Origin of the sequence: Baekduia sp. (genome assembly GCF_035996765.1) — a bacterium.
Lineage (GTDB): Bacteria > Actinomycetota > Thermoleophilia > Solirubrobacterales > Solirubrobacteraceae > Baekduia.
This window is the reverse complement of the sequence record NZ_DASYJG010000035.1, coordinates 21795-46015: the sequence shown is the minus strand read 5'-3', so window position 1 is coordinate 46015 and position 24221 is coordinate 21795. Positions and strand designations below refer to the sequence as shown.

Annotated in this window: 16 protein-coding genes; 6 read left to right on the top strand and 10 right to left on the bottom strand. The window is 70.6% G+C overall.

The features are described 5' to 3' along the window. Positions 1-725 precede the first annotated feature (725 nt). A complete protein-coding gene (locus VGO10_RS07665) occupies positions 726-1001 on the bottom strand; it encodes a hypothetical protein (protein WP_327466851.1) in 276 nt (91 codons plus the stop codon). 203 nt (positions 1002-1204) lie between these two features. On the opposite strand from VGO10_RS07665, the gene VGO10_RS07660 reads away from it, so the two are divergent. The 4 genes from VGO10_RS07660 to VGO10_RS07645 are packed head-to-tail and all read left to right on the top strand — an operon-like array spanning position 1205 to position 5086. Continuing rightward, positions 1205-2068: an ABC transporter permease gene (locus VGO10_RS07660; RefSeq protein ID WP_327466849.1), complete on the top strand. Its 864-nt coding sequence runs from the start codon at positions 1205-1207 to the stop codon at positions 2066-2068. Between the two features lie 35 nt (positions 2069-2103). Continuing rightward, positions 2104-3144, top strand: a complete 1041-nt coding sequence (locus VGO10_RS07655; RefSeq protein WP_327466847.1) for an ABC transporter substrate-binding protein — start codon at positions 2104-2106, stop codon at positions 3142-3144. Next, positions 3128-3898 (top strand): ABC transporter ATP-binding protein, encoded by a 771-nt coding sequence (locus VGO10_RS07650; protein WP_327466845.1) that lies wholly within the window; start codon positions 3128-3130, stop codon positions 3896-3898. Before VGO10_RS07655 ends, VGO10_RS07650 begins: the two co-directional genes overlap by 17 nt. A 27-nt stretch (positions 3899-3925) precedes the next feature. Then, positions 3926-5086 carry an LLM class flavin-dependent oxidoreductase gene (locus VGO10_RS07645; protein ID WP_327466843.1) on the top strand — a complete coding sequence of 387 codons (1161 nt, stop codon included), beginning with the start codon at positions 3926-3928 and terminating at the stop codon, positions 5084-5086. On the opposite strand, the gene VGO10_RS07640 is transcribed toward VGO10_RS07645, so the two are convergent. The 8 genes from VGO10_RS07640 to VGO10_RS07605 all read right to left on the bottom strand — a co-directional run bounded on the left by VGO10_RS07640 (position 4969) and on the right by VGO10_RS07605 (position 13983). Continuing rightward, the gene (locus tag VGO10_RS07640) at positions 4969-5619 is read right to left on the bottom strand and encodes an RBBP9/YdeN family alpha/beta hydrolase (RefSeq protein WP_327466841.1); all 651 of its coding nucleotides are present in this window, start codon (positions 5617-5619) and stop codon (positions 4969-4971) included. The genes VGO10_RS07645 and VGO10_RS07640 overlap by 118 nt on opposite strands. A 53-nt stretch (positions 5620-5672) precedes the next feature. Beyond that, positions 5673-7685 (bottom strand): hypothetical protein, encoded by a 2013-nt coding sequence (locus tag VGO10_RS07635; RefSeq protein ID WP_327466839.1) that lies wholly within the window; start codon positions 7683-7685, stop codon positions 5673-5675. 126 nt (positions 7686-7811) lie between these two features. Then, entirely contained in the window at positions 7812-8441 is a 630-nt protein-coding gene (locus VGO10_RS07630; RefSeq protein WP_327466837.1) for a hypothetical protein, read from the bottom strand. A gap of 181 nt (positions 8442-8622) precedes the next feature. Continuing rightward, positions 8623-9675, bottom strand: coding sequence for a hypothetical protein (locus VGO10_RS07625; protein WP_327466835.1), 1053 nt, complete (start codon positions 9673-9675; stop codon positions 8623-8625). A 142-nt stretch (positions 9676-9817) separates the two neighbouring features. Continuing rightward, complete coding sequence (locus VGO10_RS07620) at positions 9818-10111, bottom strand: DUF2149 domain-containing protein (RefSeq protein WP_327466833.1); 294 nt, start codon at positions 10109-10111, stop codon at positions 9818-9820. Further along, positions 10108-10788, bottom strand: a complete 681-nt coding sequence (locus VGO10_RS07615; RefSeq protein WP_327466831.1) for a MotA/TolQ/ExbB proton channel family protein — start codon at positions 10786-10788, stop codon at positions 10108-10110. The genes VGO10_RS07620 and VGO10_RS07615 overlap by 4 nt, the downstream gene beginning before the upstream one ends. Positions 10789-10802: 14 nt before the next feature. Further along, positions 10803-11312, bottom strand: a complete 510-nt coding sequence (locus VGO10_RS07610) for a hypothetical protein (RefSeq protein WP_327466829.1) — start codon at positions 11310-11312, stop codon at positions 10803-10805. Next, positions 11254-13983 (bottom strand): hypothetical protein, encoded by a 2730-nt coding sequence (locus VGO10_RS07605; protein ID WP_327466827.1) that lies wholly within the window; start codon positions 13981-13983, stop codon positions 11254-11256. Before VGO10_RS07605 ends, VGO10_RS07610 begins: the two co-directional genes overlap by 59 nt. A 136-nt stretch (positions 13984-14119) precedes the next feature. Here VGO10_RS07605 and VGO10_RS07600 point away from each other — a divergent pair, with 136 nt between their 5' ends. Together VGO10_RS07600 and VGO10_RS07595 are read left to right on the top strand one after the other, a co-directional pair. Next, on the top strand, positions 14120-15862 hold the full coding sequence (locus VGO10_RS07600; RefSeq protein WP_327466825.1) for an acyl-CoA dehydrogenase family protein: 1743 nt from the start codon (positions 14120-14122) through the stop codon (positions 15860-15862). Between the two features lie 104 nt (positions 15863-15966). Further along, a complete protein-coding gene (locus VGO10_RS07595; RefSeq protein WP_327466823.1) occupies positions 15967-22404 on the top strand; it encodes an RHS repeat-associated core domain-containing protein in 6438 nt (2145 codons plus the stop codon). 1 nt (position 22405) lies between these two features. On the opposite strand, the gene VGO10_RS07590 is transcribed toward VGO10_RS07595, so the two are convergent. Beyond that, positions 22406-24205 (bottom strand): MOSC and FAD-binding oxidoreductase domain-containing protein, encoded by a 1800-nt coding sequence (locus VGO10_RS07590; RefSeq protein ID WP_327466821.1) that lies wholly within the window; start codon positions 24203-24205, stop codon positions 22406-22408. Positions 24206-24221: the final 16 nt, after the last annotated feature.

Below are 24221 nucleotides of genomic sequence, written 5' to 3'. Positions count from 1 at the left end.
GGGACGGGGTGCTGGGTTGGGGGTGCGGTGTGTGGTCGGTGGGGCCGGCGCTCCGCGACGATCGCCACCGCGCTCGTGTGGTCTGGGGTGTTGGGTGAAAGTGTTGCGCTGTGGTTCGGCGCTCATTTGTGTGGGCACCGAACGGGCGTCGCGCGGATGTCGACATCACGGATCGCCGCCTCGTCCCGACGCGCTCGCGCCGCCAACGCGCGTCGCGCGAACCGTCACGAGACTGTGACGGGACAGGCACGAGACACCGACGCCTGCCGGTCCTTGGCCCGGGCGATCTCTCGCGGTCGAGGTCCGGGTCGCTTCGTGATCAATAATTCACCACCAGACGCCCCGCATCGATCCGGGTCGTCTGCCCCTCGCATATGAGGGGGCAGACGACCCGGATCCGACGCCCGCCATCCTCGAGACCAAAGCGGACGACAGGCCAGCGCCGAGAGCCACCTATCCCGCTCACTCCCCTCGGTGACGACAGACCACGTCGCACACGCCGACCCCGGTTGCGCTGAGCGCCCGGACGTCGCGCGCCCGAGCGTTGTTGGTGTTGTCGCTTGTCGGACAGGAACTCGATCGACTCTTCAGCACTACACCAAAGCCACCAAGGCCCGAAGCACCTAAGCCCCAGAGCCCGCGACCCAGGCAGGTACGTTGACCGGGCCATTCCCAGTCAACGTACCCCGGCCCGTCACGAAACTGCGGAGAGGCCCGAAGCGCGCCTACCGGGCCTGCACTCGGCGCCCCTGACCGTATGCGCCGAGGTCGATGAGGAACGCCAAGATGACGAAGAACCACTCGAACCCGGCCACGTGGCGGCCGGCGCCCCAGTCCCAGAAGGCGGCGTAGACGAGCGTCGTCCACGGCAGGAGGAAGAAGCCGAGCAGCGGCACGATCCAACTGTCGAAGGCGCGGCTCAGCACGCTGCTGAAGATCCAGAGGACGAACAGGACCAGCCGCGGGGAGATCAGTGCCAGGAGCGCGAGGATGCAGCCCATGCGCTGAGTCTCGCTTCCTGTCGCGGCTGTGGCAAGCGGAGCTAGGGCCGGAGCGTGACTGTCCTGTTCACGCTCCGGCCGCCCGCCCCCGCCGGCACGGGTCGGATGCCGGCGTTGATCACAGGAGGAGATCCTGAGATGAGCAGGAGCGTAGCACCTTCTCGACAATCTTGGTCGAGATTAGGTAGATTGCGCGATGTCGCATGTCGGACACCGCCTCAACCCTCCCTCAGACACCCACCGCTGCCGCTCGCCGGCCGGTGCCGTGGTCGCTGCATCGCTCCCCTCGCGCGCGGCGCATCGCGCTGCGAACCCTGTCGCTGGCCGTGTTCCTCGGCGCGTGGTGGCTGGTCGCCGAGCTGAACGTCTGGTCCGACCTCTTCGTGCCGGACCCCACCGCCGTCTTCGATCGCCTGATCGACGGCGAGACAACGCACAACGGCGCTCGCGGGCTCAGCGGCTACTACCTGCACGAGCACCTGTGGCACAGCCTCTGGCGCATCCTCCGCGGCGTCGGCTGGGCGATCGTCTTCGGCGTCCCGCTCGGCCTCCTGCTGGCAACCGTCACGCCGTTTCGCGTGATCTTCGAGCCGTATGTGACGTTCGTGCGGGCGCTGCCGCCGCTGGCCTACTTCAGCCTCCTGATCATCTGGTTTGGCATCGAGGACGCCTCGAAGGTCTGGCTGCTCTTCCTCGCCGCGTTCCCGCCGATCACGCTCTCGGTGCTGCACGGCGTGCGCGGGATCCCTCGCCGGCAGCTCGACGGCGCGCTCGCCCTGGGCGCTAACCGCTGGCAGGTCACCCGCTTCGTCGTGCTGCCCTCCGTGCTCCCCGAGTTGTTCACCGGCATCCGCCTGGCGATCGGCTTTGCGTGGACGACGATCGTCGCGGCCGAGACCGTCGACGGCATCCCCGGCATCGGCGGGCTGGCCTGGGAGACCAAGAAGTTCCAGCAGACCGACGTTGCGGTGCTGTGCATCGTGCTGATCGGCCTCTCGGCGATCGTCCTCGACCAGCTGGTGCGCGCGCTGGAACAGCGCGTCGTCCCCTGGCGCGGCAAGTCCTGACCACCCCAACCACCACCCCGAAGAGAGACACACCTATGAGACCCCGCGCCGTCCTCGGCCTCCTGCTGACCATTCCCCTCCTCGCGCTGGCCGCCTGCGGCGCCGACGACAAGAGCGACAACAACGCCACGGCCGCCGCGAGCAAGCCCGCCGCCGCCAGCGCGCCCAAGAAGCTCACCATCGCCTACCAGGCCATCCCCAACGGCGACCTCGTGGTCAAGCACGAGGGCTGGCTCGAGAAGGCGCTGCCGAACACGAAGATCGAGTGGAAGCTGTTTGACTCGGGCGGCTCGGTCAACGAGGCCGTCGCGGCGCGCTCGGTCGACATCGGCCTCGCCGGCTCCAGCCCGGTCTCGCGCGGCCTCTCGCAGCCGCTGCCCTACGAGGTGCCGTGGATCCACGACGTCATCGGCAAGGCCGAGGCGCTCGTGGTCAAGAAGGACATCACCTCGATCGAGCAGCTCAAGGGCAAGAAGGTCGCCACGCCGCTGGCGTCGACCTCGCACTACTCGCTGCTGGCCGCGCTGCAGGACCACCAGCTGACCGCCAAGGACGTCAAGGTCATCGACGCCGAGCCCGACGACATCGCCGCCGCGTGGAGCCGCGGCGACATCGACGGCGCTTACGTCTGGAACCCCAACCTGGCCAAGCTGATCAAGGACGGCGGCCACGTGCTGGTCACCAGCGCCGATCTGGCCAAGGAGGGCAAGACGACCTACGACCTGGCCGTCGTGACCAAGGACTTCGCGGGCAAGTACCCCGACGCGGTCAAGACCTGGGTCGCCCAGGAGGATCGCGCGGTCAAGTTGTACCGGTCGGATCCGCAGGCCGCAGCGACCGCCGTCGGCGCCGAGCTCAACGTCAGCGCCGACGAGGTCCTGCCGCAGATGAAGGACTTGATCTTCCTCGACGCGAGCCAGCAGGCCGGGGCCGACTACCTCGGCGGCGGCCTGGCCAAGAACCTGTTCGCCGCGGCGCAGTTCAACAAGAACCTGGCCCAGATCCCCAAGGTGCAGCCCGAGGCGTCCTACGGGGCCGCCGTGAACGCGACCTTCGCCAGTGCCGTCGGCGGCTGAGGCCATCGCCCTGCGGGGCGTCGCCCACCGCTACGACGGACGCGGGGCCGAGGTCCACGCCCTCGGCCCGCTCGACCTCGACATCGAGGCCGGCGAGTTCGTCGCGCTGGTGGGCCCGTCGGGCTGCGGCAAGACCACGTTGCTGCAGTTGCTGGCCGGATTCCTGACGCCGTCGACGGGCAATGTGCTCGTCGGCGGCGCGCAGGTCCGCGCGCCCGGGCCCGAGCGCGGCGTCGTCTTCCAGCAGCCCAACCTCTACCCGTGGCTCAGCGTGCGCGAGAACGTCGCGCTGGGTCCGCGGCTGCGTGGCGCGCGCCGGGCCGCGCGCCACGCGATCGCCGATGAGCAGCTCGCGCGCGTGGGCCTGACCGAGTTCGCCGCGGCGGCGCCCTACGAGCTGTCAGGCGGGATGCAGCAGCGCTGCCAGATCGCCCGCGTGCTGGCCAACGACCCGGCGATCATGCTGCTCGACGAGCCCTTCGGCGCGCTCGACGCGCTGACCCGCGAGCGGCTGCAGACCGAGCTGCTGCGCGTCTGGCTCGGCTCGGGCAAGACGGCGCTGTTCATCACCCACAGCGTCGAGGAAGCCGTCTTCCTCGGCACGCGCGTGCTGGTGCTGTCGCCCCGGCCGGGGCAGATCATCTTCGATGAACGCCCACCGTTCGCTCCTGAAGACCGGACCGATGCCCTGCGCGGGGATCCGGCGTTCGTCGCGTTCCGCGAGCAGGTGCGCGCCGCGATCCGGGATTCGTAACCCTCTCCTGAAATCGACACCACCAACATGCTTGCCATCCACTGGTTCCTGCCCACGAGCGGCGACTCCCGATCCGATCTCAGCCTCGGCAACGCCGTCGGCGTCAGCGGCTCGCGCGTCACCGCCACCGATGTGCAGCGCGCGCCCGACATCGACTACCTCGGGCAGATCGCCCGCTCGGCCGAGCAGCTCGGCTTCCGCGGCGCGCTGACGCCGACGAGCTCGTGGTGTGAGGACGCGTGGGTGGTGACCGCCGGGTTGACGCAGGTCACCGAGCGGTTGCGCTACCTCGTCGCGTTCCGGCCCGGCCTACAGTCACCGCTGCTGGCGGCGCAGATGGCCGCGACCTACCAGCGGATCTCCGGTGGCCGGCTGCTGCTCAACCTCGTCACCGGCGGCGACGACGTCGAGCAACGGCGCTTCGGCGACTTCCTGAACAAGCCGGATCGCTATGCGCGCGCCGGTGAGTTCCTGCACGTGCTGCGCGCGCTGTGGACCGGCGAGGTGGTGGACTTCGCCGGCGAGCACCTTCGCCTGGAGGGCGCGCAGCTGATCGCGCCGCCAGATTGGCCCGACGTCTACCTCGGCGGGTCGTCTGCCGAGGCGATCACGGTCGCCGCCCGCTACGCCGACGTGTACCTGACCTGGGGCGAGCCGCCGGCGGCGGTCGCCGAGAAGATCGCCGCGGTCCGCGCGGCGGCGCAGGACGAAGGCCGCGAGCTGCGCTTCGGCATCCGCCTGCACGCGATCGCTCGAGACACCTCCGCAGATGCGTGGGCGGAAGCCGACCGCCTGCTGGCCGGCCTCAGCCCCGAGGCGATCACGCAGGCCCAGGCCGTCCAGCGCGCGTCGCAGTCCGAAGGCCAGCGGCGCATGACCGCGCTGCACGGCGGACGGACCGACGCGCTGGAGATCGCACCCAACCTGTGGGCCGGCGTCGGCCTGGTGCGCGGCGGCGCGGGCACCGCGTTGGTCGGCAGCCACGAGGACGTCGCCGACCGCATCGAGGAGTACCACCAGCTCGGCATCGACGAGTTCATCCTCTCCGGCTATCCCCATCTCGAGGAGGCCTACCGCGTCGGCGAGGGCGTGCTGCCGGTCCTGCGCCGGCGCGGCCTGCTGGAGGAGAACCTCGGGCTGAAGGTCCCCTCGCGCGCCCAGCGCTCCACCGCCGGCCACGGCCCGTAGCCCTCGTCGAGGGAGAGGTGGCCCGCTCCCTCTACGACGTGCACTGGCACCTCTAGCGCGCGGCCGTAGAGGGCGGCCGCTCCCTCCGGACACCAGGGGTCGGCGTCGGTGCAGACGAGCTCGACGCCGCGGCGCGCGCTGCGCCGTAGGGCATCGGCGTCAAAGGGCGCCGCGTGGAAGGGCGCGAGCGTCGCCGGAAGCGCCGACGGCGCGGGCGGGCAGACCAGCAACACGCGGTCGACCATGTCGGTCGCCGCGGCCGTCTCGGCGTGGCGCAGCCACAGCAGGCAGCCCAGCGAGTGGCAGATGACCACGCGCTCGCCGTCACCGAGCATCTGCAGCTCGTCGCGCAGGATGCTCAACCACTCTGTCAGCGATGGCAGCTCAGGATCGGGCAGCTGGGGATAGAGGACCTGCTCCCCAGTCGCGCGCAGGCTGTCGGTCAGCCAGTGCTGCCAGTGCTCGCGCGGCCGCCGGTTCTGCCAGCCGTGGAGCACCAGGAACCGCCGTTCACCGGTCGCGACGTCGCCCATGATGACCATGTAATCACATTTCCCACTGATTTTGTGCAGTTTGTCGCGCCCCGCTAGCGGACGACCTTCACCTTCGCTGTCGCCGTGACGGCCCGCGCCCCATAAGGGAGTCGCAGGCGGACCGTGTAGGTGCCTGGCGTCACGCGCCGGCCCACCGTGACCTTCACCTTGACCGTCCGGCTCGCCCCCGCGGCTAGCGCGCGGATGGCGATCGCCTTCCCGCCCTTGACCGCGATCGCCTGGGGCGCCGTCGCGGTGGCCGTCGTCGCGACGAGCCGGCTCTTCGTCGCGTTCTTGATGGTGAACGACAGCGTCGCCGTGTGACCGCGCTTGGTCGTCGTCGTCGCCTTCTTGGCCGTGAACGTCACCACGCCGTCCTTGCCGGCCGGGCCAGCCGGACCGGTGATCGAAGCCCCATCCGCTCCGTTTCTGCCGTCGGTGCCGTCCTTGCCGTCCGCGCCAGGGGTGTTGCCGGGCAGCGCCACGCCGAAGCCCGAGATCGGGACCGACACGGTCTCGCCGTCACCGGCGATCCGCAGCGTCGCGTCACGCTCACCCAGGTCGGACGGGTAGAACCGCAGCACCACATCGAGGTACTGGCCGGCGTCCAGCGCGAGCGGCAGCTGACCGACGTCGGCCGGGTCGCCGACCTTGTTGTAGCGGACGATCTCGAAGTCCGCGGCGTTGGCCCCGGTGACCCTGATCGAGGTGATCGTCGACGGATCGCCGTCGCTCAGGAGCGTCGTCGTCCGGGGCGCACTCACCGTCCCCTCCACCTGCGAGAAGAACGGCAGCGGGCCGCTGGCCACGGGCGTCAGGGTCGGCGTGGCCGCCGCGATCTGCACCAGGCCGCCGCTTCCGACACCAAGCCACGAGGCGCCCTTGAGCCGGCCGACGCGCTGTGGGATCTCGGTCGCGTACTGCGAGCCGTCCGTCGCGCCGGGATCCCCGGTGTAGGGGAACACGAAGTCATAGATCGCGGGATCTTGGCCGAACCCGAGCTGCGCGTTGAAGTTGATGCCCCAGCCGTACACGCGCCCACCGTCACGAGCGATCGCGTAGGTGGTGTCCCCCACACCGCTGATCCGTGCCAGTGGCGGGTAGTGCTCCGGATGGGCGGCCACCACGGACTGGTCCGGGGCGGTGGGCACGTCGGCTTCGAGCCCGCCGTTGCCGAGGCCGAGCTGCCCGACCGAGTTGTCACCCCAGGCCCGGAAGCTGCCGTCGTCATAGAGCGCGAAGCTCGCGTACCCCCCGGCGCTGATCGCCGTCACTTGCGGCGCCCCGGCGGCCGGGGGCGCGATCACCTGCACAGGGTCGGCGACGTTGGTCGTGGACCCGTCGCCGACCTGGCCGAGGTCGTTCACCCCCCAGCCCCAGACGCTGCCGTCCTGCAGCAGCGCCAGGCTGTGCTGGCTGCCGGCCGCGATCGCGGTCGCGACCGAGCCGGCGGGTAGCGCGACCTGCACCGGCGGTGCGCTGTCGGCCGTCACGGTGGAGTTGCCGAGAGACAGGCCGCTTCCCCAGGCCCAGACGGTGCCGTCGGCCTTCAACGCGAGCCCGTGGCTCTGGCCGGCCGCGATCGCGGTGACGTGGTCGAGGCCGGCGACCGGCGTCGGCGTCGGCGTCGCCCCGCCGGGCGCGTGGCCCTCCTGTTCGTAGAGGTCGTTTCCGAAGGCAGCCACCGTGCCGTCGCCGCGCAGGATCAGCGTGGTGTTGTAGCCGGCGGCCACGGCCTGGGCCCCCGCCGTGCCCGGGATCGGCGTGAAGGACGGCGCCTCGTCGTAGCCGCCTCCGAGGCCGAGGTTGCCGACGCCCGCGACGAGCACCCCGTCCGGCGTGAGCACGAACGAGTGGTCGGGACCGACGGCCGCCGCGGTCGCCGCGGCCGCCTCCGGGATCTGGGTCGGCCTCACGAACTGGGCGTTCGTGCTGAGCCCCAACGCGCGGGCAGCGCCAACGCCTTCGACAACGGTGCCCGCCGCCTGCGCAGCGGGGACAGCGACCAGCGCGAGAACGGTCCAGGCAACGGCCGGCGCCGCGCAGCGCAACCTCGAAAACGACATCAACGATCTTCCTTGGTCATGGGGTGGTTGTGGTCTGCCTTCCGGCCGCTCGAAACCGGCGAGCGGGCCACAGGGATCAACCCGTGGCCCGCACACCGTCGTTTCGGTCAGGTGGTGCCGTGGCTGCTAGCGGTCGTAGGTCCCGACCAGCTGGAACTGCGCCCGGAAAGTGCCGAAGCCGCCGGGCTCAGTGAGGTCGGTCGTCCAACCGAGCGTGATCGTCGCCGCGCCGTTGGTAGTCGTGTTGCCAACGACTTCACCGCGCAGCGGTTGGAGGCGATGTGGGCCCGGCTCGAACCCGGTGCCGACAGTGTAAGTAGTGCCGTTGTAGACCACCCTCAGCCCGCTCAGGTCGCTCCCAGTAGTCAGCGGCCGAGTGCCGGCGCTGTTGTCATTCCCTCCGAAAGTCAGCACCGGAGCGCTGACCGTGACCAGCGTCCACGGCAAGCCGTTGAAAGCGTCGGTTCCGCTGCCGATGATGCCGCCCGACGGCTGAGCCGCGCCGAGGGTCAACCCAGTCGCTGTGGTCGCTCCGGGACGGATCACCGTGAAGATCTTGTCCGGCGTCCCAGTCCACGTCGAGCTCGGGTTAGTGAAGTACGCCCCGCCGCCATCGTCGGAGGGCAACGTGACCCACGACCCCGTCGGAGGAGTGCCCGTCGTGCTGCCGGCGGTGATAGTGATCTTGCCGCTGTTGAGCGTGAAGTCCGCACGGGCCGCCGTCGTGAACGCGGCCGACCCGAGCAGCGCGAGCACAAGCGCCGCGAGAGCAGTGGCGCGCCGTGACAGGTGCAACACCGATGCTGATGTGCTACTCATGGGATTGCCTCTCCTTTGAGAGTGATCTGGATGTGTGCGCGCACGCCTCACGTGCGCGTCCTGTTGTTCCTCGCCCTGCGGCCGGCAAGCCGCGGGGCGAAGCTTTGAGGGCCGGCCGTCATGCCGCGGCCGGCACGAAGGTGCCTTCGAGATGCCAGCTGCCGGTGTAGCCGTCAAACGGCCCGCCGACGATCAAGCTCTTCCAGTGCAAGACGAAATGCCCGGTCGCGGCGTCATAGGTGCCCGACACCGGCTCGGTGTGGCCCGGCGAGGTGCCATCAGGCTTTGGCGACCCCTGGTTGAACGACAGGCCGTTCCACTGAGCGACCCAGGCTGTCGTCTGGCCGGTGAGCTTGCCGTCCTGTGTGGAGATCTGCGGCAGCGGGTCGGCCTGAAGGGTCTGCGCGTCGACGGCGCCGGTGACGATGCTGAAGTCGATCTGGAAGAACGTCTGCGGCTGCACGATGCGGTTGGCCAGCGCGTCGCCCGTCGGCTGACCGCCGACCGTCCCGGCGAAGGCCGGCGACGGAGCGGGTTGGTAGACGTCGGTCCGCAGGCCGCCGTCGGTGCCCGGCCGCAGCAACGTGTAGTTCTTGTCCAGCGCGGTCGAGTCGCCGTTGGGCAGTGGGCTCTCGCTGGGACCGCCGAGCATCTGGAAGTAGGTGCCGGCAAGCGCCCCGCTGGCCGACTGCGCGCCGGCGTCCAAGCGGAACAGGCCGACCAGCGGCGTGCCCTGCACGGGCGCCGCGGGCCCGCTCGGCGTCGTGGTGGTGGGCGCGCCATTCGAGGCCCCGCCGCCGCCCGGCCCAGCGGTGCCGGGCGCTTGGTTCGCGACCGCCTTGACCGTCACCGCCCGCTTGCGCGTCACGATCGCGCCGCTGCGCTTCCCGCCGATCTTGACGACCGCGCTGAGCCCGAGCGTCCCGGTCAGCTTGGTGGTCTTGGTGGCGCTGAAGCGCCGCTTGCCGTCGAGCCCCGCGGAGAAGGCCTCCTTCTTGCCCTTGGCGTTGACGAGCGTCAACGCGACGCGCGTCTTGCGCCGAATCGCGGCCGTGTCATGGGCCAGCCGCACGCTGCCGGTAATCGTGACCTTCGCCTCCCTGACCGACACCTTGGACACCGTGACCTTCGCCGCGGGCGCGCCCTGCGCGGCCACGGGGACACCGCACATCAGGGCCGCAAGGGCCAGGACCAGAGATCGGATGACAAGTTTCGGCGACACGAGGGCTCCTGAACACGAGATCGTTCTCAACGCGAAACACTATACCATAATCTCCATAGACTTTATGGGGAATAGGTCGGCCGGATGAGGCCTACGGCTTCTTCTTCAGCACGAGCGTGCCGTCCGGGAGCCGGTAGACCTCACCAACCGACTGCCCCTGCCCGCTCGCGGTCCGCTTGGACTGCGGCGTGGTCAAGGTGGTCTGCGTCTTGGCGACAGCGTCCTTCTGCGCCTTCTCGGCGTTCTTGGCCCCAAGCGCAAGACCGGCGATCAGGAACGCGACGGCCAGGACGATGCCGACGTCGAAGAGGTTGACCAAGCCGTCGAGCGGGTCGCCGGCGCTGTCCTCCAGTTGGCCATGACGGCCCAGGCCCACGCGGCTCACAGCGCGTCGCCCCCGATCGTGGTCTCCATCCGCTGATGCGGCTGCGGGTGGGCTTGGCCCGCAGCGACCGCGCGCTCCAGGCTCGCGAGGTCCTCGGTGTAGTTCCGGGTGCGGAGCAACGTGAGCACGTACGCCCCGGTGCCGACGAGGATGCCGACGACCGTTGCGGCGAACGCCGTCTTCAGATCACCGGCAAGCTGCTGGTAGTCCCCGTCCCCGAGGGAGCTCAGGCCCGGCGCCAGGGGGATCAGCGTGCCCATCAGCCCCAATGCCGGGCCGGAGCGGACCAGGATGCGGGTCCGATCCAGCTTGCGCTGGATGCGCAGCTCATATCTGGCCAGCGCGTTCTCGACCGCATCGTCGCGGGGCGACTGCACCGCCGCGGCAAGGTCGAGGACGGTCCGCTCGGTGAGCGAGCTCGGGGTGCCGCGCGCGATCGCTGCGGCGTCGAAGGGATAGGCCATCGCCCGGGCGGCAGTCTCCTCCACCGGCCGCGCCCTGGGGCGCACCCGCCGCCAGCCCTCCATCACCAGCCCGCCCGTCTCAAACGCCAGGACAGCCAGCAGGACCACCGCCAGGACGTGCACGGGAACCTCGAGCAGCCCGGCGAGGCCCGACAGCGCATCGCTGGTCGGATCCGAAGCCGCGAGCGGAATGGGAATGGTCGGCAGGGACATGGCGGCGCTGCTCGCTAGGCGATGAGCTTGCCCTGGAGGTGCCAGTAGCCGGTGAACCCGTTGAACGGGCCGCCAACGATCAGGCTGTACCAGCTGATCTCATACGCCTTGGTCTTCGGGTCATACGTCCCGTTGACCGGCTTGGTGAAGCCCGGCAGCGTGCCGTTGGGCTTCGGCGCCCCCTGGTTGAAGTAGATCTTGTTCCACCCCGCCGTCCAGGCCCGCAGATCGCCGGTCAGCTTCTTGCCCGTCGCAAACAGCCGCGGCACGGTGTCCTTCAGCCCGGTCTGCGCATCCTTCTCAGCGGTCGTGATCGAGAAGTCGATCCCGGCAAACGTCTCCGGCAGCACGATCCGCCGGGCCTGCGCAAAGCCGTTGGCGGCGAACGCCGGATCCGGCGGGTTCTGGAACGCGCCCAGCTTCAGCCCCTTGTCGGTGCCGGCGCGAAACAACGTGTAGGACTTGTCACTGGCGCGTGAGTCGTTGTTCAGGAAGAACTTGTCGGTCCCGCCCGGCAGGATCATCCGGAAGTACGACCCGGTGTACTTCTGCTTGGTCTTCTTCTGCAGCGCCTTGGGCGCGGACTTGCCCGGGCTGATGCCCAGCGTGCCCTTCAGCTCGACCCTCTTCGCCGCCAGCGCGGACCCGCCGCCGCAGGCGACGAGCGAAGCGATCGCGAAGATCAGCGGGGCGACCAGTCGTCTGGTGGTACGGGAACGGGTCATGCGGTGCTCCTTCGAGGGATGAGGGTCGTTCAAGATGCTCAGGGATGCTCATCGACTGCTGCCGTCGCACGCCTTGCGCCAGCCCGATCAGCACGATCAGGCTCACGAGCAGGCCGGGAAGGACGAACAGCCACGGGAAGGCGGTGAACGGCGGGAGCGCGGCGACGGCCTGGAAGCGTCCGACGTTGTCGCTCATCACGCCGATCACGGGCGTGAGGTCGTTCAGGATCGGGATCCACCGCGCGAGCAGGGTCTGGACGGCGGGGAACTGCTGGTTGATCTGCTCCTGGGAGAGACCGTGCTGTCGCAGGGCGGGGACGAGCTCACCGGCAAGCGCTCCCTGGGCGATGGCCACCTGCCCGAAATCGTTCTGTACGCGCACCACAGCGGAGCGACGCTCGATCGGCTTGAACGCGGTGACCAATGCGGACCCCTTCGGGGCACGGTCCCACAGCTGGAAGATCGCCGGGGCGGCGATCAAGCCGACGCCGACAGCCAGGACACCCCACCGCGCAAACCGCCACGCGCCGGGGAACGCCAAGGCGATCGCGCCGAGCAGGACGAGGAGGGCGCCCGGGATCACGAAGAACCAGGGGAACAGGCCGAATCGCGGGAGCGCGGTGAGCGCCTCGTAGCCCCGCTGGTTGGCCGCGATCGGGGTGACGACGCTGCTGAGGCTGCGGTAGGTCCTGGGCCAGGTGGCCTGGAAGCTCGCCAGCATCGGCCCGTCCTTGGCGAACCGCTTGCGGGCCGCCGCGGGCTTCAAGCCCGGATAGAGGACGGCGGCGCCCTTGGTCGACGCCTGGGTGATGCCGTCGTTGAGTTGCGCCAGGTCGCGCTGATAGGCGGCGACCTTGGCGGGCCGCATGTGCGGCGCGAACGCGGTGATCATCGCCGCGCCCTTCGGCGCGCGATCCCACATCGAGGTGGCGAACGGCACCGCGATCAGCGCCAGGCCGACCACCGCGGTGGCAAACGGGGCGAGCGCCCCTCGCGCGCGGGCGCGCGTGACGAAGACGCTGATGGCCGTCAGCGCGACCTGCGCGCGGGGGCGCTCGTCGATGCGGGGCCGGCGCCGGGCCAGCCAGCCGCCGATCGCTATGGCGACGACAAGCAGCGCCCCGAGGCCGATCGTCGCCTTGTCCTGGTCACTCAGCCCTCCGGGGTCCTGGCCGGCCCGCGTCGCGAGCTTGGGCGCCGACGTCGCGCCCACGACTTCGCCGCTCACCGCCTGCCCACCGGAGCCGGCCGCCGGCGTCTTGGCCTTCTTGGCCCCGCTGCGCTTGGCGCCCTTGCGGTCCTGCGCGCCCTTCTTCGCCGTTCCCTGCCGGCCGACCGTGGCTCGCTGGAAGGCGCCGTGGTCCTGCTTGTTGTCGGCCGTCGTGTCGCTGATCCCGGTGGCGCCGCTGCCGGTGCTGACCTTCTTGGACTTCTTCTTTGTGGACGCGGCCTCCGTGCCGTCCTTCTTCTTGGTCTTCTTCGGCGGCCCGCTCGTGGTGGCGGCGACCGGCTCCAGCGGGAACGTGGTGCCGTTGAACGCGGCATAGGCCTGCGCGGTCTCGGTCACCGACGGCGCGAACGTCGAGTCATAGAGCGATCCGTTGGACGACAGGCCGCCGGTGGTCTGCTGCTGGTACTGGGTCAGGCCATCGCGGAACGTCTTGCCCTCCGCGGTGGTCGGAGAGCTGACGCCGAGCGCGTCGAGCGCCTGCAGCGCGAACGCGGTCGCCGTCACCTCCCCACCGGCAGAGCCCGGATCGGTGCGGATCGACTTCATCACCGCCCCGTCGTTGGCTTGCGCCCGATGCAGATACGCGAGGCCCTTCTGCACGACCTCGCTGCTCTTGTCCGCGACGCCGGCCTTCGCCACGGCCTGCAGGACCAGCGCGGTCGACTCGCTGTCAGACGAGCCCCAGCCGCCGTCCTCCCTGGCCGAGCTCAGCAGCACCTGCGCGACGGACTTGGCGGTCGTCTCGTCGCCGACTGCCAGCAAGCCGAGCGTGGCCAGCGCGGACCCTCCGGGGGAAGCGCGCACCGCCGGCTCGGTCAGCTTGTTCTTCAACTTGCTCGCGGGATCGCCGTAGTGCGAGGCGCCGTAGCCCGCCGCACCCTGGACCAAGGCGAGCACGCCGAGTTGCCCGACGGTCGTGTAGGAGCCCTTGTGGTTCCGGAGATACGCGTCGAGGCTGTCACCGCCCTTGTTGAACTCGTCCAGCGGATGCTTCCCGCCCGACAGCAGCGCAGCGGCCACCCACAACGACGCCTCCGGATCCGATCCCTTGCCCTTCTTGGCGCCGAACCCGCCGTCGTCGTTCTGGGCGTCCTCCAGAAACCCGGCCGCCGCCGACGCGTTGCCCTTGGCGAACGCCAGCGGCGCTCGCTCGCCGCTCACCCCGAACGTGAGCGCAGCGACCAGCAGGAAGGCGAGCGCGGGCGCGCAGAGGCGCGAGAAGGGCGAAGAGCGGGGCATACGAGAACCAGACGCGCAGGAGACGGCGAGGCTGCCGAACCCCGGGAGAAATATTACCACTATGTTGATGGGTTTTGTACGGTAAGCGGCGATCGAGCGACCTCCTCCCGGGCCGGGACGTGAGAGGCTTCGCGCCATGACCAGCGCAACGGCGTCCACGACCTCCCGGCTGCTGAATCCCGGCACCTACGACCCGGTCGAGTTCGACCCGGCCACGCGCCGCCTCTTCCGCGCCACGATCGACTGGTTTGAGGCCAAGGGCAAGGCCGACCTGACCTCCGAGGTGCGCACCGACGTCTGGTACGCCGACTTCATCGCGTTCCTGGGCCGGGAGCGCGCGTTCGCGACGCTGCTGACCCCCGCGCGCGACGGCGGCGACGACCCCGACAAGCGCTGGGACACCGCGCGCAACGCGGCGTTCAACGAGATCCTCGGGTTCTACGGGTTGTCGTACTGGTACGCCTGGCAGGTCACGATCCTCGGGCTCGGCCCGATCTGGCAGAGCGACAACGGTGCCGCGCGCCAGCGTGCCGCGGCGCTACTTGACCAGGGCGCGGTCTTCGCCTTCGGCCTCTCCGAGCGCGATCACGGAGCTGACATCTACTCCACCGACATGGTGCTCGAGCCCCAAGCCGACGGTGGCTTCACCGCCAACGGCGGCAAGTACTACATCGGCAACGGCAACGTGGCGGGAATGGTGTCGGTCTTCGGCCGCCGCGCCGACGTCGAGGGCTCCGAGGGCTATGTCTTCTTCGCGGCCGACAGCAAGCACCCCAACTACAAGCTGCGCTCCAACGTCGTACACGGTCAGCTGTACGTCAGCGCGTTCGACCTGGAGGACTACCCCGTCACGCCCAGCGACGTCCTGCACACCGGCACGGCCGCGTTCGAGGCGGCGCTCAACACCATCAACGTGGGCAAGTTCAACTTGGGGTTCTGCTCGCTGGGCATGGCCGAGCACTGCTTCTACGAGACGGTCACCCAGGCTGAGGGCCGCGTCCTGTTCGGCAAGCGCGTGACCGAGTTCGGGCAGGTGCGCCGCATCCTCAGCGAGGCCTACGTCCGGCTGCTGGCCGGCAAGCTCTACGGGGCGCGCGCGGTCGACTACGTGCGCAGCGCCAGCCGCGAGGACCGGCGCTACCTGCTGTTCACGCCGATCACCAAGATGCAGGTCACGACCGAGGGCGAGCGCATCGTGCGGCTGCTGGCCGAGGTGATCTCGGCCAAGGGCTTCGAGCGTGACAGCTTCTTCGAGAGCGCCAAGAACATCATCGACGGGCTCCCGAAGCTCGAGGGGACCGTCCACGTCAACCGCGCGCTGACGCTGAAGTTCCTGCCCGGCTACCTGTTCGGGACCGCGCCCGTCGACGCCCCCGAGCAGCGCCTCGATGCGACCGACGACGCGTTCCTCTTCGACCAGGGCCCGACGCGCGGCCTGGCGAGGATCGCGTTCCCCGACTGGCGGCCCGTCTTCGACGCCTTCGCCGGCGTGCCGAACGTCGCGCGCTTCCGCGAGCAGGCCGACGCGCTGGTGGCCATGATCGGCGACGCCGCGCTCACGCCCGACCAGATGACCGCCGACCTCGACTTCCAGCAGTCGATGGCGCAGCTGTTCACGCTGATCCCCTACGCCCAGCTGATCCTCGAGCAAGCGCAGCTCGACGACACCCCGCAGGACATCGTCGACACGATCTTCGAGACGCTCGTGCGCGACTTCTCGGCGACCGCCGTGGAGCTGCACGGCAAGGCGTCGTCGACCGCCGACCAGCAGGCGTGGGCGATCGGGAGCATCCGCAAGCCCGTGGTCGACGAAGGGCGCAGCGCCCGGATCTATGAAGAGGTCCGCGCGTTGGCGGGCGCGTACGTGATGCCCGGCTGAGGGCTGCCGAGAAGGGCGCGCTCGCACGCCGCGGAGCGCGGCAGAAACCTGCCCTTGTGTCCTCCCGCGCGGTCCATCACGATGGGCCCGATGAGGCCAAACGCGTGACGTTCCGACGATCGATCTGCGTCGCGCTCGCCCTCATCTCGCTCCCCGCCCACGCGGCGACCGCCTCCGCCGCCGCCAAGAAGCGCCCCGACCTCGCGCTCAAAGGGCCAAGTGCCGGCCTGACGTCCGTCAGCCCGGCGCGGCCGCTCAGCCTCGCCGTCACGGTGACCAATCGGGGTCGCGCCACCGCAAAGGCCTCGTCACTGCGCGGCTACCTTGCTCGCCGCCCCCAACGCGGCGCGACCGATGTGCGGCTGCTCGGCAAGCTCCCCGTGCGCACGTTGCGGCCCGGTCGGCGCCTCACCATCCGTGGCACCGTGATGGTCCCCGCCACCACGAAGGTCGGCACGTACCGCCTGATCCTCTGTGCCGACGACGAGCGCAAGGTCCGGGAGAGCAACGAGCGCAACAACTGCGTGGCCATGGCGGGCACCATCGTCGTCGCGACCGCCGGCGCCACGACCATCGGCGGAGGGCTGCCGAGCGGCGTGCCCAGCGCCCCTACGGATCTGACCACCCCGCCCGGTCCCACGCCGCCCGGTCCAACCCCGCCCGGTCCGACGCCGCCCGGCCCCACGCCGCCGGATCCGACGCCGCCCGAGCCCGTTCTGCCCGGCTCCGACGACCCGGTTCCCCCGGCGCCCGACGCCCCGGCCGCAACGCCGCTGTCAGCGACGGCGCCCACCTCGTTCGCGGGTGAGACGAAGTTCCTCTACCAGGGCGCCGGCGCCGTGCAGACCGGCGTCGACCCGCAGGCGATCACCGCAGGCCGCGCCGGGGTCCTGCGCGGTCGGGTACTTCAGGGCGACGGCTCGCCGCTGCCCAGCGTCCGGGTGACCGTCGAGGGGCATCCGGAGCTCGGCTCGACCGTCACGCGCACCGACGGCCACTACGACCTCGCACTCAACAGCGGGGAGCACGTCACGCTGCACTTCGAGCGCCCGACCTACCTGCCCGTCGACCGCCCGGCGGACCCGCCGCTGCGCGATTACGACATGGTCGACGACGTCGTCATGCGCCGCTTCGACGAGAAGGAGACGCCGGTCACCACCGGGGCCGGCGCCGCGCAAGTCGCCGTTTCCAGCACGACGACCGACGCGTCGGGCAGCCGCCGCGCGAACCTCATCTTCCTGCCCGACACCCACGCGACGATGCGCCTCGCCAACGGCTCGACGCAGGCGCTGCCCACGACCATGCACGTGCGCGCGACGGAGTACACCGTCGGCGACCGCGGGCCCGACGCGATGCCCGGCGCCCTGCCGCCCACCTCGGGCTACACCTACGCGGCCGACTACACGGTCGACGAGGCGGTGGAGGCCGGTGCCACCCGCGTCGACTTCGACAAGCCCGTCGTCGTCTACACCGACAACTTCATCGGCATGCCCGTCGGGACGGCGGTGCCGCTCGGCTCCTACGACACCACGACCGACAGCTGGCGGCCCGAGGCCAACGGCCGCGTGCTGAAGATCACGGCCATCCAGGACGGCATGGCCCAGGTCGACGTCGATGGCGACGGCACCGCCGACTCCGGCGCGACGACCGACGCGCTGGGCATCACGACCGCCGAGCGCCAGCAGCTCGCCGGGCTCTACGAGGCGGGCACCAGCCTCTGGCGCGCCTCGGTGTCGCACTTCACCCCGTGGGACCACAACTGGCCCTACGGCCCGCCGGACGATGCCGACCCGCCGAACCCGCCCAAGCCGCCCAAGCCCGACGACCCCCGTGACCCGAAGGACCCGCGCGACCCGTGCCAGGAGCCCACGGGCTCCTCGGTCGAGTGCGACACGCGCGCGCTGCGCGAGTCGCTGCCGGTCGCCGGCACGCCCTACCGGTTGAGCTACAACAGCGACCGCTCGAGCGCGCGCGACGAGCACGCGGTCGACATCGACCTCACCGGGGCGACGGTGCCCGCCTCGCTGGCCCGGGTGGAGCTGAAGGTGAAGGTCGCGGGGCGCGAGACGATCGAGTCGTTTGCCCCCGCGCCCAACCTGACGCATCGCTTCGTCTGGGACGGACGCGACGCCTACGGGCGCCTGCTGCTCCATCGCGTCCACGCCTACGTCGAGATCTCCTTCGTCTACCCCGCCCTGTACCGCACGGCCGGGCAGAACCAGGCCGCCTTCGCGAAGCTCGGCGACGCGCTGACGGCCGTGCCCGCCCGCCAAGAGATGTACGTCACCCAGCGTTTCAACCTCGAGCTGGGACGCTCCGCCCTGCCGCCGGCCGGGCTCGGCGGGTGGACCCTCAGCCCGCACCACGCCCTCGACCCCATCGGCCAGGTCGCCGAGCTGGGCACGGGCGACCGCGAGGTCGCGCCGGTCGCGGCCGTCTCGCAGCTGCTGGCCGATCCCTTCGGCGAGATCACCTATCCCGACCGGCGCAAGATCGGCCAGCCCGCCTGGCAGCCCGACGGGAGCGTCTGGTTCCCCGACGTCCTCACGCGAGCGGGGTCCGACAACGTCTCGGTCCTGCGCATCCGCCGGCACGCGCCCGACGGCACGCTCAGCACGATCGCCACCTTCCCCGAGGCGCCGACCGGCCAGCGTTACAGCCCGGTCCAAATGGTGCGCGCGCCCGACGGCGGCGTCTGGGTCCTGGCGACCATCGACGCTTCCACCCCACCCAACGGCAACCCGGGCGGCGTCATCTGGCACGTGTCGCCCGCCGGGACGATCACCCAGGTCACCGCCGGCTCGGCCTTCACCGCCGACGACCGCACCGATCCGGCCGGCGCAGCGGGCGACGGCATGCCGGCCCACGACGTCGTGCTCGACCGGCCCCAATTCCTGGCCACCGGGCCCGACGGCACGCTGTACATCCTGGAGCCCGGAGACCTCACGACGCAGCCCAACCGCATCCAGCGGATCCGCCCCGACGGCATGTTGGACACGATCTTCACCGGCGGGCCCGACTACCACCTGATGGAGAGCTTCGCCGTCGCCCCCGACGGAAGCATCGTCTTCGAGCACATCGACTTCGGCGGGCGCAAGATCAAGCGCCTGCTCCCCAGCGGCGAGATCATCACCTTGCTCGGTGCCGGCAACCAGACGTGCTGCACGAGCGGCCAGCTCGCCAACCAGGTGGCCTACGGCTACTACGGGCCCGTTGCCGTGCTGCCCAACGGCGACGTCGTCTTCAACACGGGGAACTCGGTGGCCGAGATCCTGGGTGATGGCACGCTCGCCATCATCGGCGGCACCGCCGGCGACGGCAACCCGGACCGGACGACCGCCGCCGAGGCGGCAGCATCGGTGCCGCTCCAGGACATCGACGGCACGGGCTACGGGATCGCGGCCGACGGGCGGATCGCGATCTCCACCTACAACTCGGGCCTGCGGACGATCGAGCCCGGGCTCGCGGGCTACTCGTTCTCCGGCTACCCGCTGCCGTCCCCCGACGGCAGCCAGGTGTACGAGTTCGACGCCGCCGGACGCCACCAGCGGACCGTCGACGCGCTGACCGGCGTCACGCTCGAGACCTTCGGCTACGACACGGCCGGCCGCCTGGCCTCCGTCACCGACCGCGACGGCCGTGTGACGTCGATCGAGCGCAACGGCGCGGGTGATCCGACCGCGATCGTCGCGCCCGGCGGCGATCGCACCGAGCTGGCGGTCAGCGCCGGCGGCGACCTGACATCCGTCAAGCGCCCGGGCGTCGCGGCGACCGAGCTGCGCTACGGCACCGGCGGCCTGCTGACGGGCGAGACCGACGCAACCGGCGGCGTGCACACGTTCGCCTACGACGCCGACGGCCACGTCACCTCCGACACCGACCCCGACGGCGTCACGACGACCGTCACCCACGCGACGCAACCGGCCGGCGAAGCGGTGACCCTCACGTCCCCGCTCGGCCATGCCTCGACCTATCTCAACGGCGGCGACGCGGCCGGTGGATGGACCCGGACGAGCACCGATCCGGCCGGGGCCCAGACCGTCGCCAAGGTCGCGCCGGACGGCACCCAGTCCGCGACGCTGGCCGACGGGCGGGTCACGTCGGCGACGCCGGGTCCGGACCCCCGTTTCGGCGCGCTGCTGCCAATCCCGGCCAAGACCACCGTCCAGGAGCCGTCAGGCCTGACGTTCTCGGGCACCACCAAGCGCACCACGACGCTGACCGACCCCATCGACCTGTTCTCGGTCGACCAGCTCGTCGACACGTTCCGCGCCGGCAACTCCGCCAACACGGTGCGGACCTACGACGGCTCCGCGCACACGGTGACCGTCGCCGAGGGCGGCGGCGCGCGGCGCGCGATCAAGACGCTCGACACGAAGGCCCGCACGACGAAGCTCTCCACCGACGCCGCGGCCACCGACCGCACGTTCACCTATGACTCGCACGGCCGCGTGACCGACATTCAGCAGGGCGCCGCGGACGACACCTACACCTACGACGCACGGGACCGGCTCACGAGCGCGACCGACGCGCTCAGCCACGCCACGACGTTCACGACCGACACGACAGGTCGCACCGCCTCCACGACGCTGCCGGGCGGCCAGACCTACGGCTTCGAGCACGACGGGCTGGATCGGCTGACGCAGGTCACCATGCCGGGCGGCGCGGAGCACGTCCTGACCTACACCGCGGCCGGCCGCCCCAAGGCCTACAAGCCGCCCGGCAGCGGCAGCGGCTACGTCATCGCTCACGACGCCGACGGACAGCCGACGAGCACGACGCTCCCGGGCGGCCGCGTCGAGCAGCTCGGCCGCGACGCCGGTGGCCGGGTCACGTCGATCACCTACCACGAGGCGACCGTCGGGATCGGCTACGTCGGCGCCGACTCCCGGATGGGCACGCTGACGCGCACGCCGTCGGGCGGCGGCACGGCGGCGACGCTCGCGCTCGGCTACGACGGCGACCTGCTCACCTCGATCGCCGGCAGCGGCACGGCGAGTGGGCGGTATGACCTCGGCTACGACGCCAACTTCCGGCTCACGTCGTCCAAGCTCACGGTCGGCGCCGACGAGCGCACCACGACCGCGTCCTACGATTCCGACGACCGGCTCGTCTCCTGGGGCCCGTTCTCGTTCACGCGCAACGGCCCGCGCGGCTCGGTCTCGGCGATCAGCGGCGGCCCGCTGTCGGTGTCGCAGACCTGGGACGGCCTCAGCCGCGTCGCGAGCCGGCAGGACACCGTCAACGGCACGGCGGCTTACGGCATGGCGCTCACCCGCGACGCGGCCGGGCACATCACCCAGAAGGTCGAGACCGCGGGCGGGGCCGCACACACGTTCACCTACACCTACGACGCCGACGGCCGCGTCGTCGATGTCGCGCGCGACGCCACGGCCACCGAGCACTACACCTACGACGCGGACGGCAACCGCCTCCTCAGCACGATCGGCGCGACGACCAAGACGGCGACGGTCGACCCGGCGACGGGCCGGATCACCGCGCTGGCGACCGCCGGCGGCGCCAGCGTCCCGTACACCGTCGACACCGACGGCTTTCTGACCGCGCGCGGCAGCGACTCCTTCACCTACTCCGCCCGCGGCGAGCTGCTCTCGGCGACCGCCGGCGCCACGACGCGCACCTACCGCTACGACGCCTTCGGCCGCCGGATCGCGATGGTCGCGGGCGCCAACACCACCCACTACCTCTACGGCAACCCCGACCAGCAGCTGCAGGTCACGGGTGTCATCGAGCCCGACGGCACGGTCACGAGCCTGGACTACACCGAGGCCGGGACGCTGTTCTCCTTCCTGCGCGGATCCACCCGGTACTACGTGTCGTCCGACCAGGTCGGCTCGCCGCGCGTCGTGACCGATGCCGCCGGGGCGGTCGTCAAGGCCATCACCTACAGCGCCTACGGTCAGGTCCTGGCCGACTCGGCACCGTCGTTCGACCTGCCGCTGGGCTACGCCGGCGCCCTGCCCGACGACGGCACCGGGCTGCTGCACATGGGCCTGCGCGACTACGAGCCCGCAACGGGCCGCTTCACCAGCCGCGACCCCAACGGCCTCGGCGGCGGCGACGCCAACCTCTTCGACTACGTCGGGGGCGATCCCGTCCAGCTCTCCGATCCGCTCGGGCTCGTCAGCGCCGGCGCGACGCTCTGCGAGGGCCTCTGCGTCGGCATGAAGTGGTCGATCACCGACAAGGGCTTCTCGGCCTGCGTCGAGGGCGGCTTCGGCGAGGGCATCGACATCGAGATCACCCCCGACGGCAAGCTCGACGACAACAAGGCCTACCTCAAGGGCTCGGCCGAGCTCAACATCGGGCCGCTGGCCCAATACGAGCTGTCCGAGGAGGTCTCCTCTGACGGCCACTGCCGCAAGGCCATGCACAACCACAAGGCCTGCGTGGTCGGCTCCTGCATCGACAAGGAGGACGGCATCAAGGTCGACCCGGGCAAGATGGCCGACGCGTTCAAGGCCAAGGGCCTAGGCCTCGAGGGCAAGTTCGTCGGCGGGGTCTGCCAGAACATCCTCTGGTAAGTCACAGATCGAGCACGACATCGCCGCGTGGCTGCGAGCAGCAGATGAGGGCGCTTCCATCGGCAGGGGCTTCGACAGGGTCGGGGCTGTAGGCGAGGTTGCCGGCGATGAGGGTCGTCTCGCAGTTGTGGCAGACACCGGTACGGCACGACCAGCGGACAGGGACGTCGCAGGCTTCGGCAAGCTCGAGCAGGCTGGCGTACTCACTGCTCCACGGGATGGCGAGGTTGCTGCGGGAGAACTCGATCGTCGGGCCGTTTCCGGGCGTGCCGGCCGGTGGGTGCGGCGCCCGCACCGGCGTCGCTGCGATGCCCGGCGTCAGACCGGGAGCGGGCCCGAAGGGCTCGGTGTGGATCCGTGATCCATCGATCCCGATTGCCGCAAGGCCGCCGCTGATCTCATCCATGAACGGTGTCGGCCCGCACACGTACGCCTCGGCATGGCGAGGTAGTGCGAGCCCGGCAAGCACTGACGCGGTCAGACGGCCCGCGCCCTCGTAATCACGGCCTTCGACGTCGTTCGAACCGGGACGGCTGTAATACACGTGGGCGGAGGCATTCGGAAGCTCGGCGAGGAGCGCCGTCACCTCGACGGCGAACGGGTGATCGCGGCTGCTGCGCGCGCCGTGCAGCCACCAGATCTCCCGATCGGACTGCCCCTGTGCCAGCGCCTGGAGCATGGCGATGACCGGGGTGGCGCCGATTCCGGCGCTGATCAACAGCACGGGTGCATCCGTCGGGTCGAGGATGAAGGTGCCGCGCGGTGCTGCGATGTCGAGGTGGTCGCCGACGACGAGCCGGGTGTGCAGATAGCCGCTGGCGGCACCATCGTGCTCGCGCTTGACGGCGATCCGGTAGAAGCCCCCGCCGGGCGGCCCGGAGAGCGAGTAGTTGCGCAGCAGCGACCGCTGGTCCTTGTCGCGCGGGACTCGCAGCGTGAGGTACTGACCTGGGCGAGCGGCCGGCAACGGTGCGCCCTCGGGGTCTTCGAGGCGGATCGCGATCACCGAGTCGCTTTCGCGGGTGATCGCGGTGACGGCCAGCGGACGGAAGCCGGGCCAGGCGGGAGGTGGGCTCGTCACCGCGAGGCCGGCGTTGCCGCTGCCCTGCCCTTCCTCCAACAGCGCGCGGAACGAGGCCTGCCATCCAGGGCTGAGGGCCGGGATCCGGACCGCTCGGAGCAGTTGCCGGCGCGTGTGCCCGGGGAGGTACAGCAGCGCGTCGGCGTCGGCGACGGTCATCTCCTCCGGGCCGGACGTGAGCTTGACGATCGCGTCTCCCGCCTGAACGTCGCCCTCCGCGAGCACCCGGAAGTAGAAGCCCGGGCGGTGGTGTGAGACGAGCAACGCGGGGATGCGCGGGTCGTTCATGCGGATCCCGACGCGGTAGCAGGTCACGCGGGGCTGCGTGACCTCGAAGACGGCGGTGCCGATCTGGTAGCGGTCCCCGATGCAGACCTCGTCGTCGCCGAGCCCTTCGACGGTGAAGTTCTCGCCGAACTGCCCGTAGACGAAGTCGTCGCGTCCGAGCTCGCGTTCCCAGTACCTATAGGAGTCGATCTGGTAGACGAACACGGCGCGCTGCTCGCCACCGTGCCCCGCGCGGTCGCCCTGACCGTCGCCGTCGACGTTGAGCTTGCCCACGCGGCGAGGGCCCATGACGGGGTCCTTGAAGACGCCGGTGAAGACCGTCCTGCCGTGCCAGGACACGTCTCTCGGCATGCCGACGTTGACCGACAACAACGTGCCCTGAGGGCCGCCGGCCTGGCGTGGATCGGCTTCGGACAGTCCCGAGCCCGACATCGTCGGCGCAGTATCT

Bases quoted from the DNA above. Each gene is read 5' to 3' on its own strand.
- VGO10_RS07665 (WP_327466851.1), bottom strand. From the start codon at position 1,001: ATGGGCTGCATCCTCGCGCTCCTGGCACTGATCTCCCCGCGGCTGGTC.
- VGO10_RS07660 (WP_327466849.1), top strand. From the start codon at position 1,205: ATGTCGGACACCGCCTCAACCCTCCCTCAGACACCCACCGCTGCCGCT.
- VGO10_RS07655 (WP_327466847.1), top strand. From the start codon at position 2,104: ATGAGACCCCGCGCCGTCCTCGGCCTCCTGCTGACCATTCCCCTCCTC.
- VGO10_RS07645 (WP_327466843.1), top strand. From the start codon at position 3,926: ATGCTTGCCATCCACTGGTTCCTGCCCACGAGCGGCGACTCCCGATCC.
- VGO10_RS07640 (WP_327466841.1), bottom strand. From the start codon at position 5,619: ATGGGCGACGTCGCGACCGGTGAACGGCGGTTCCTGGTGCTCCACGGC.
- VGO10_RS07635 (WP_327466839.1), bottom strand. From the start codon at position 7,685: ATGTCGTTTTCGAGGTTGCGCTGCGCGGCGCCGGCCGTTGCCTGGACC.
- VGO10_RS07625 (WP_327466835.1), bottom strand. From the start codon at position 9,675: ATGTGCGGTGTCCCCGTGGCCGCGCAGGGCGCGCCCGCGGCGAAGGTC.
- VGO10_RS07615 (WP_327466831.1), bottom strand. From the start codon at position 10,788: ATGTCCCTGCCGACCATTCCCATTCCGCTCGCGGCTTCGGATCCGACC.
- VGO10_RS07610 (WP_327466829.1), bottom strand. From the start codon at position 11,312: ATGATCCTGCCGGGCGGGACCGACAAGTTCTTCCTGAACAACGACTCA.
- VGO10_RS07605 (WP_327466827.1), bottom strand. From the start codon at position 13,983: ATGCCCCGCTCTTCGCCCTTCTCGCGCCTCTGCGCGCCCGCGCTCGCC.
- VGO10_RS07600 (WP_327466825.1), top strand. From the start codon at position 14,120: ATGACCAGCGCAACGGCGTCCACGACCTCCCGGCTGCTGAATCCCGGC.
- VGO10_RS07590 (WP_327466821.1), bottom strand. From the start codon at position 24,205: ATGTCGGGCTCGGGACTGTCCGAAGCCGATCCACGCCAGGCCGGCGGC.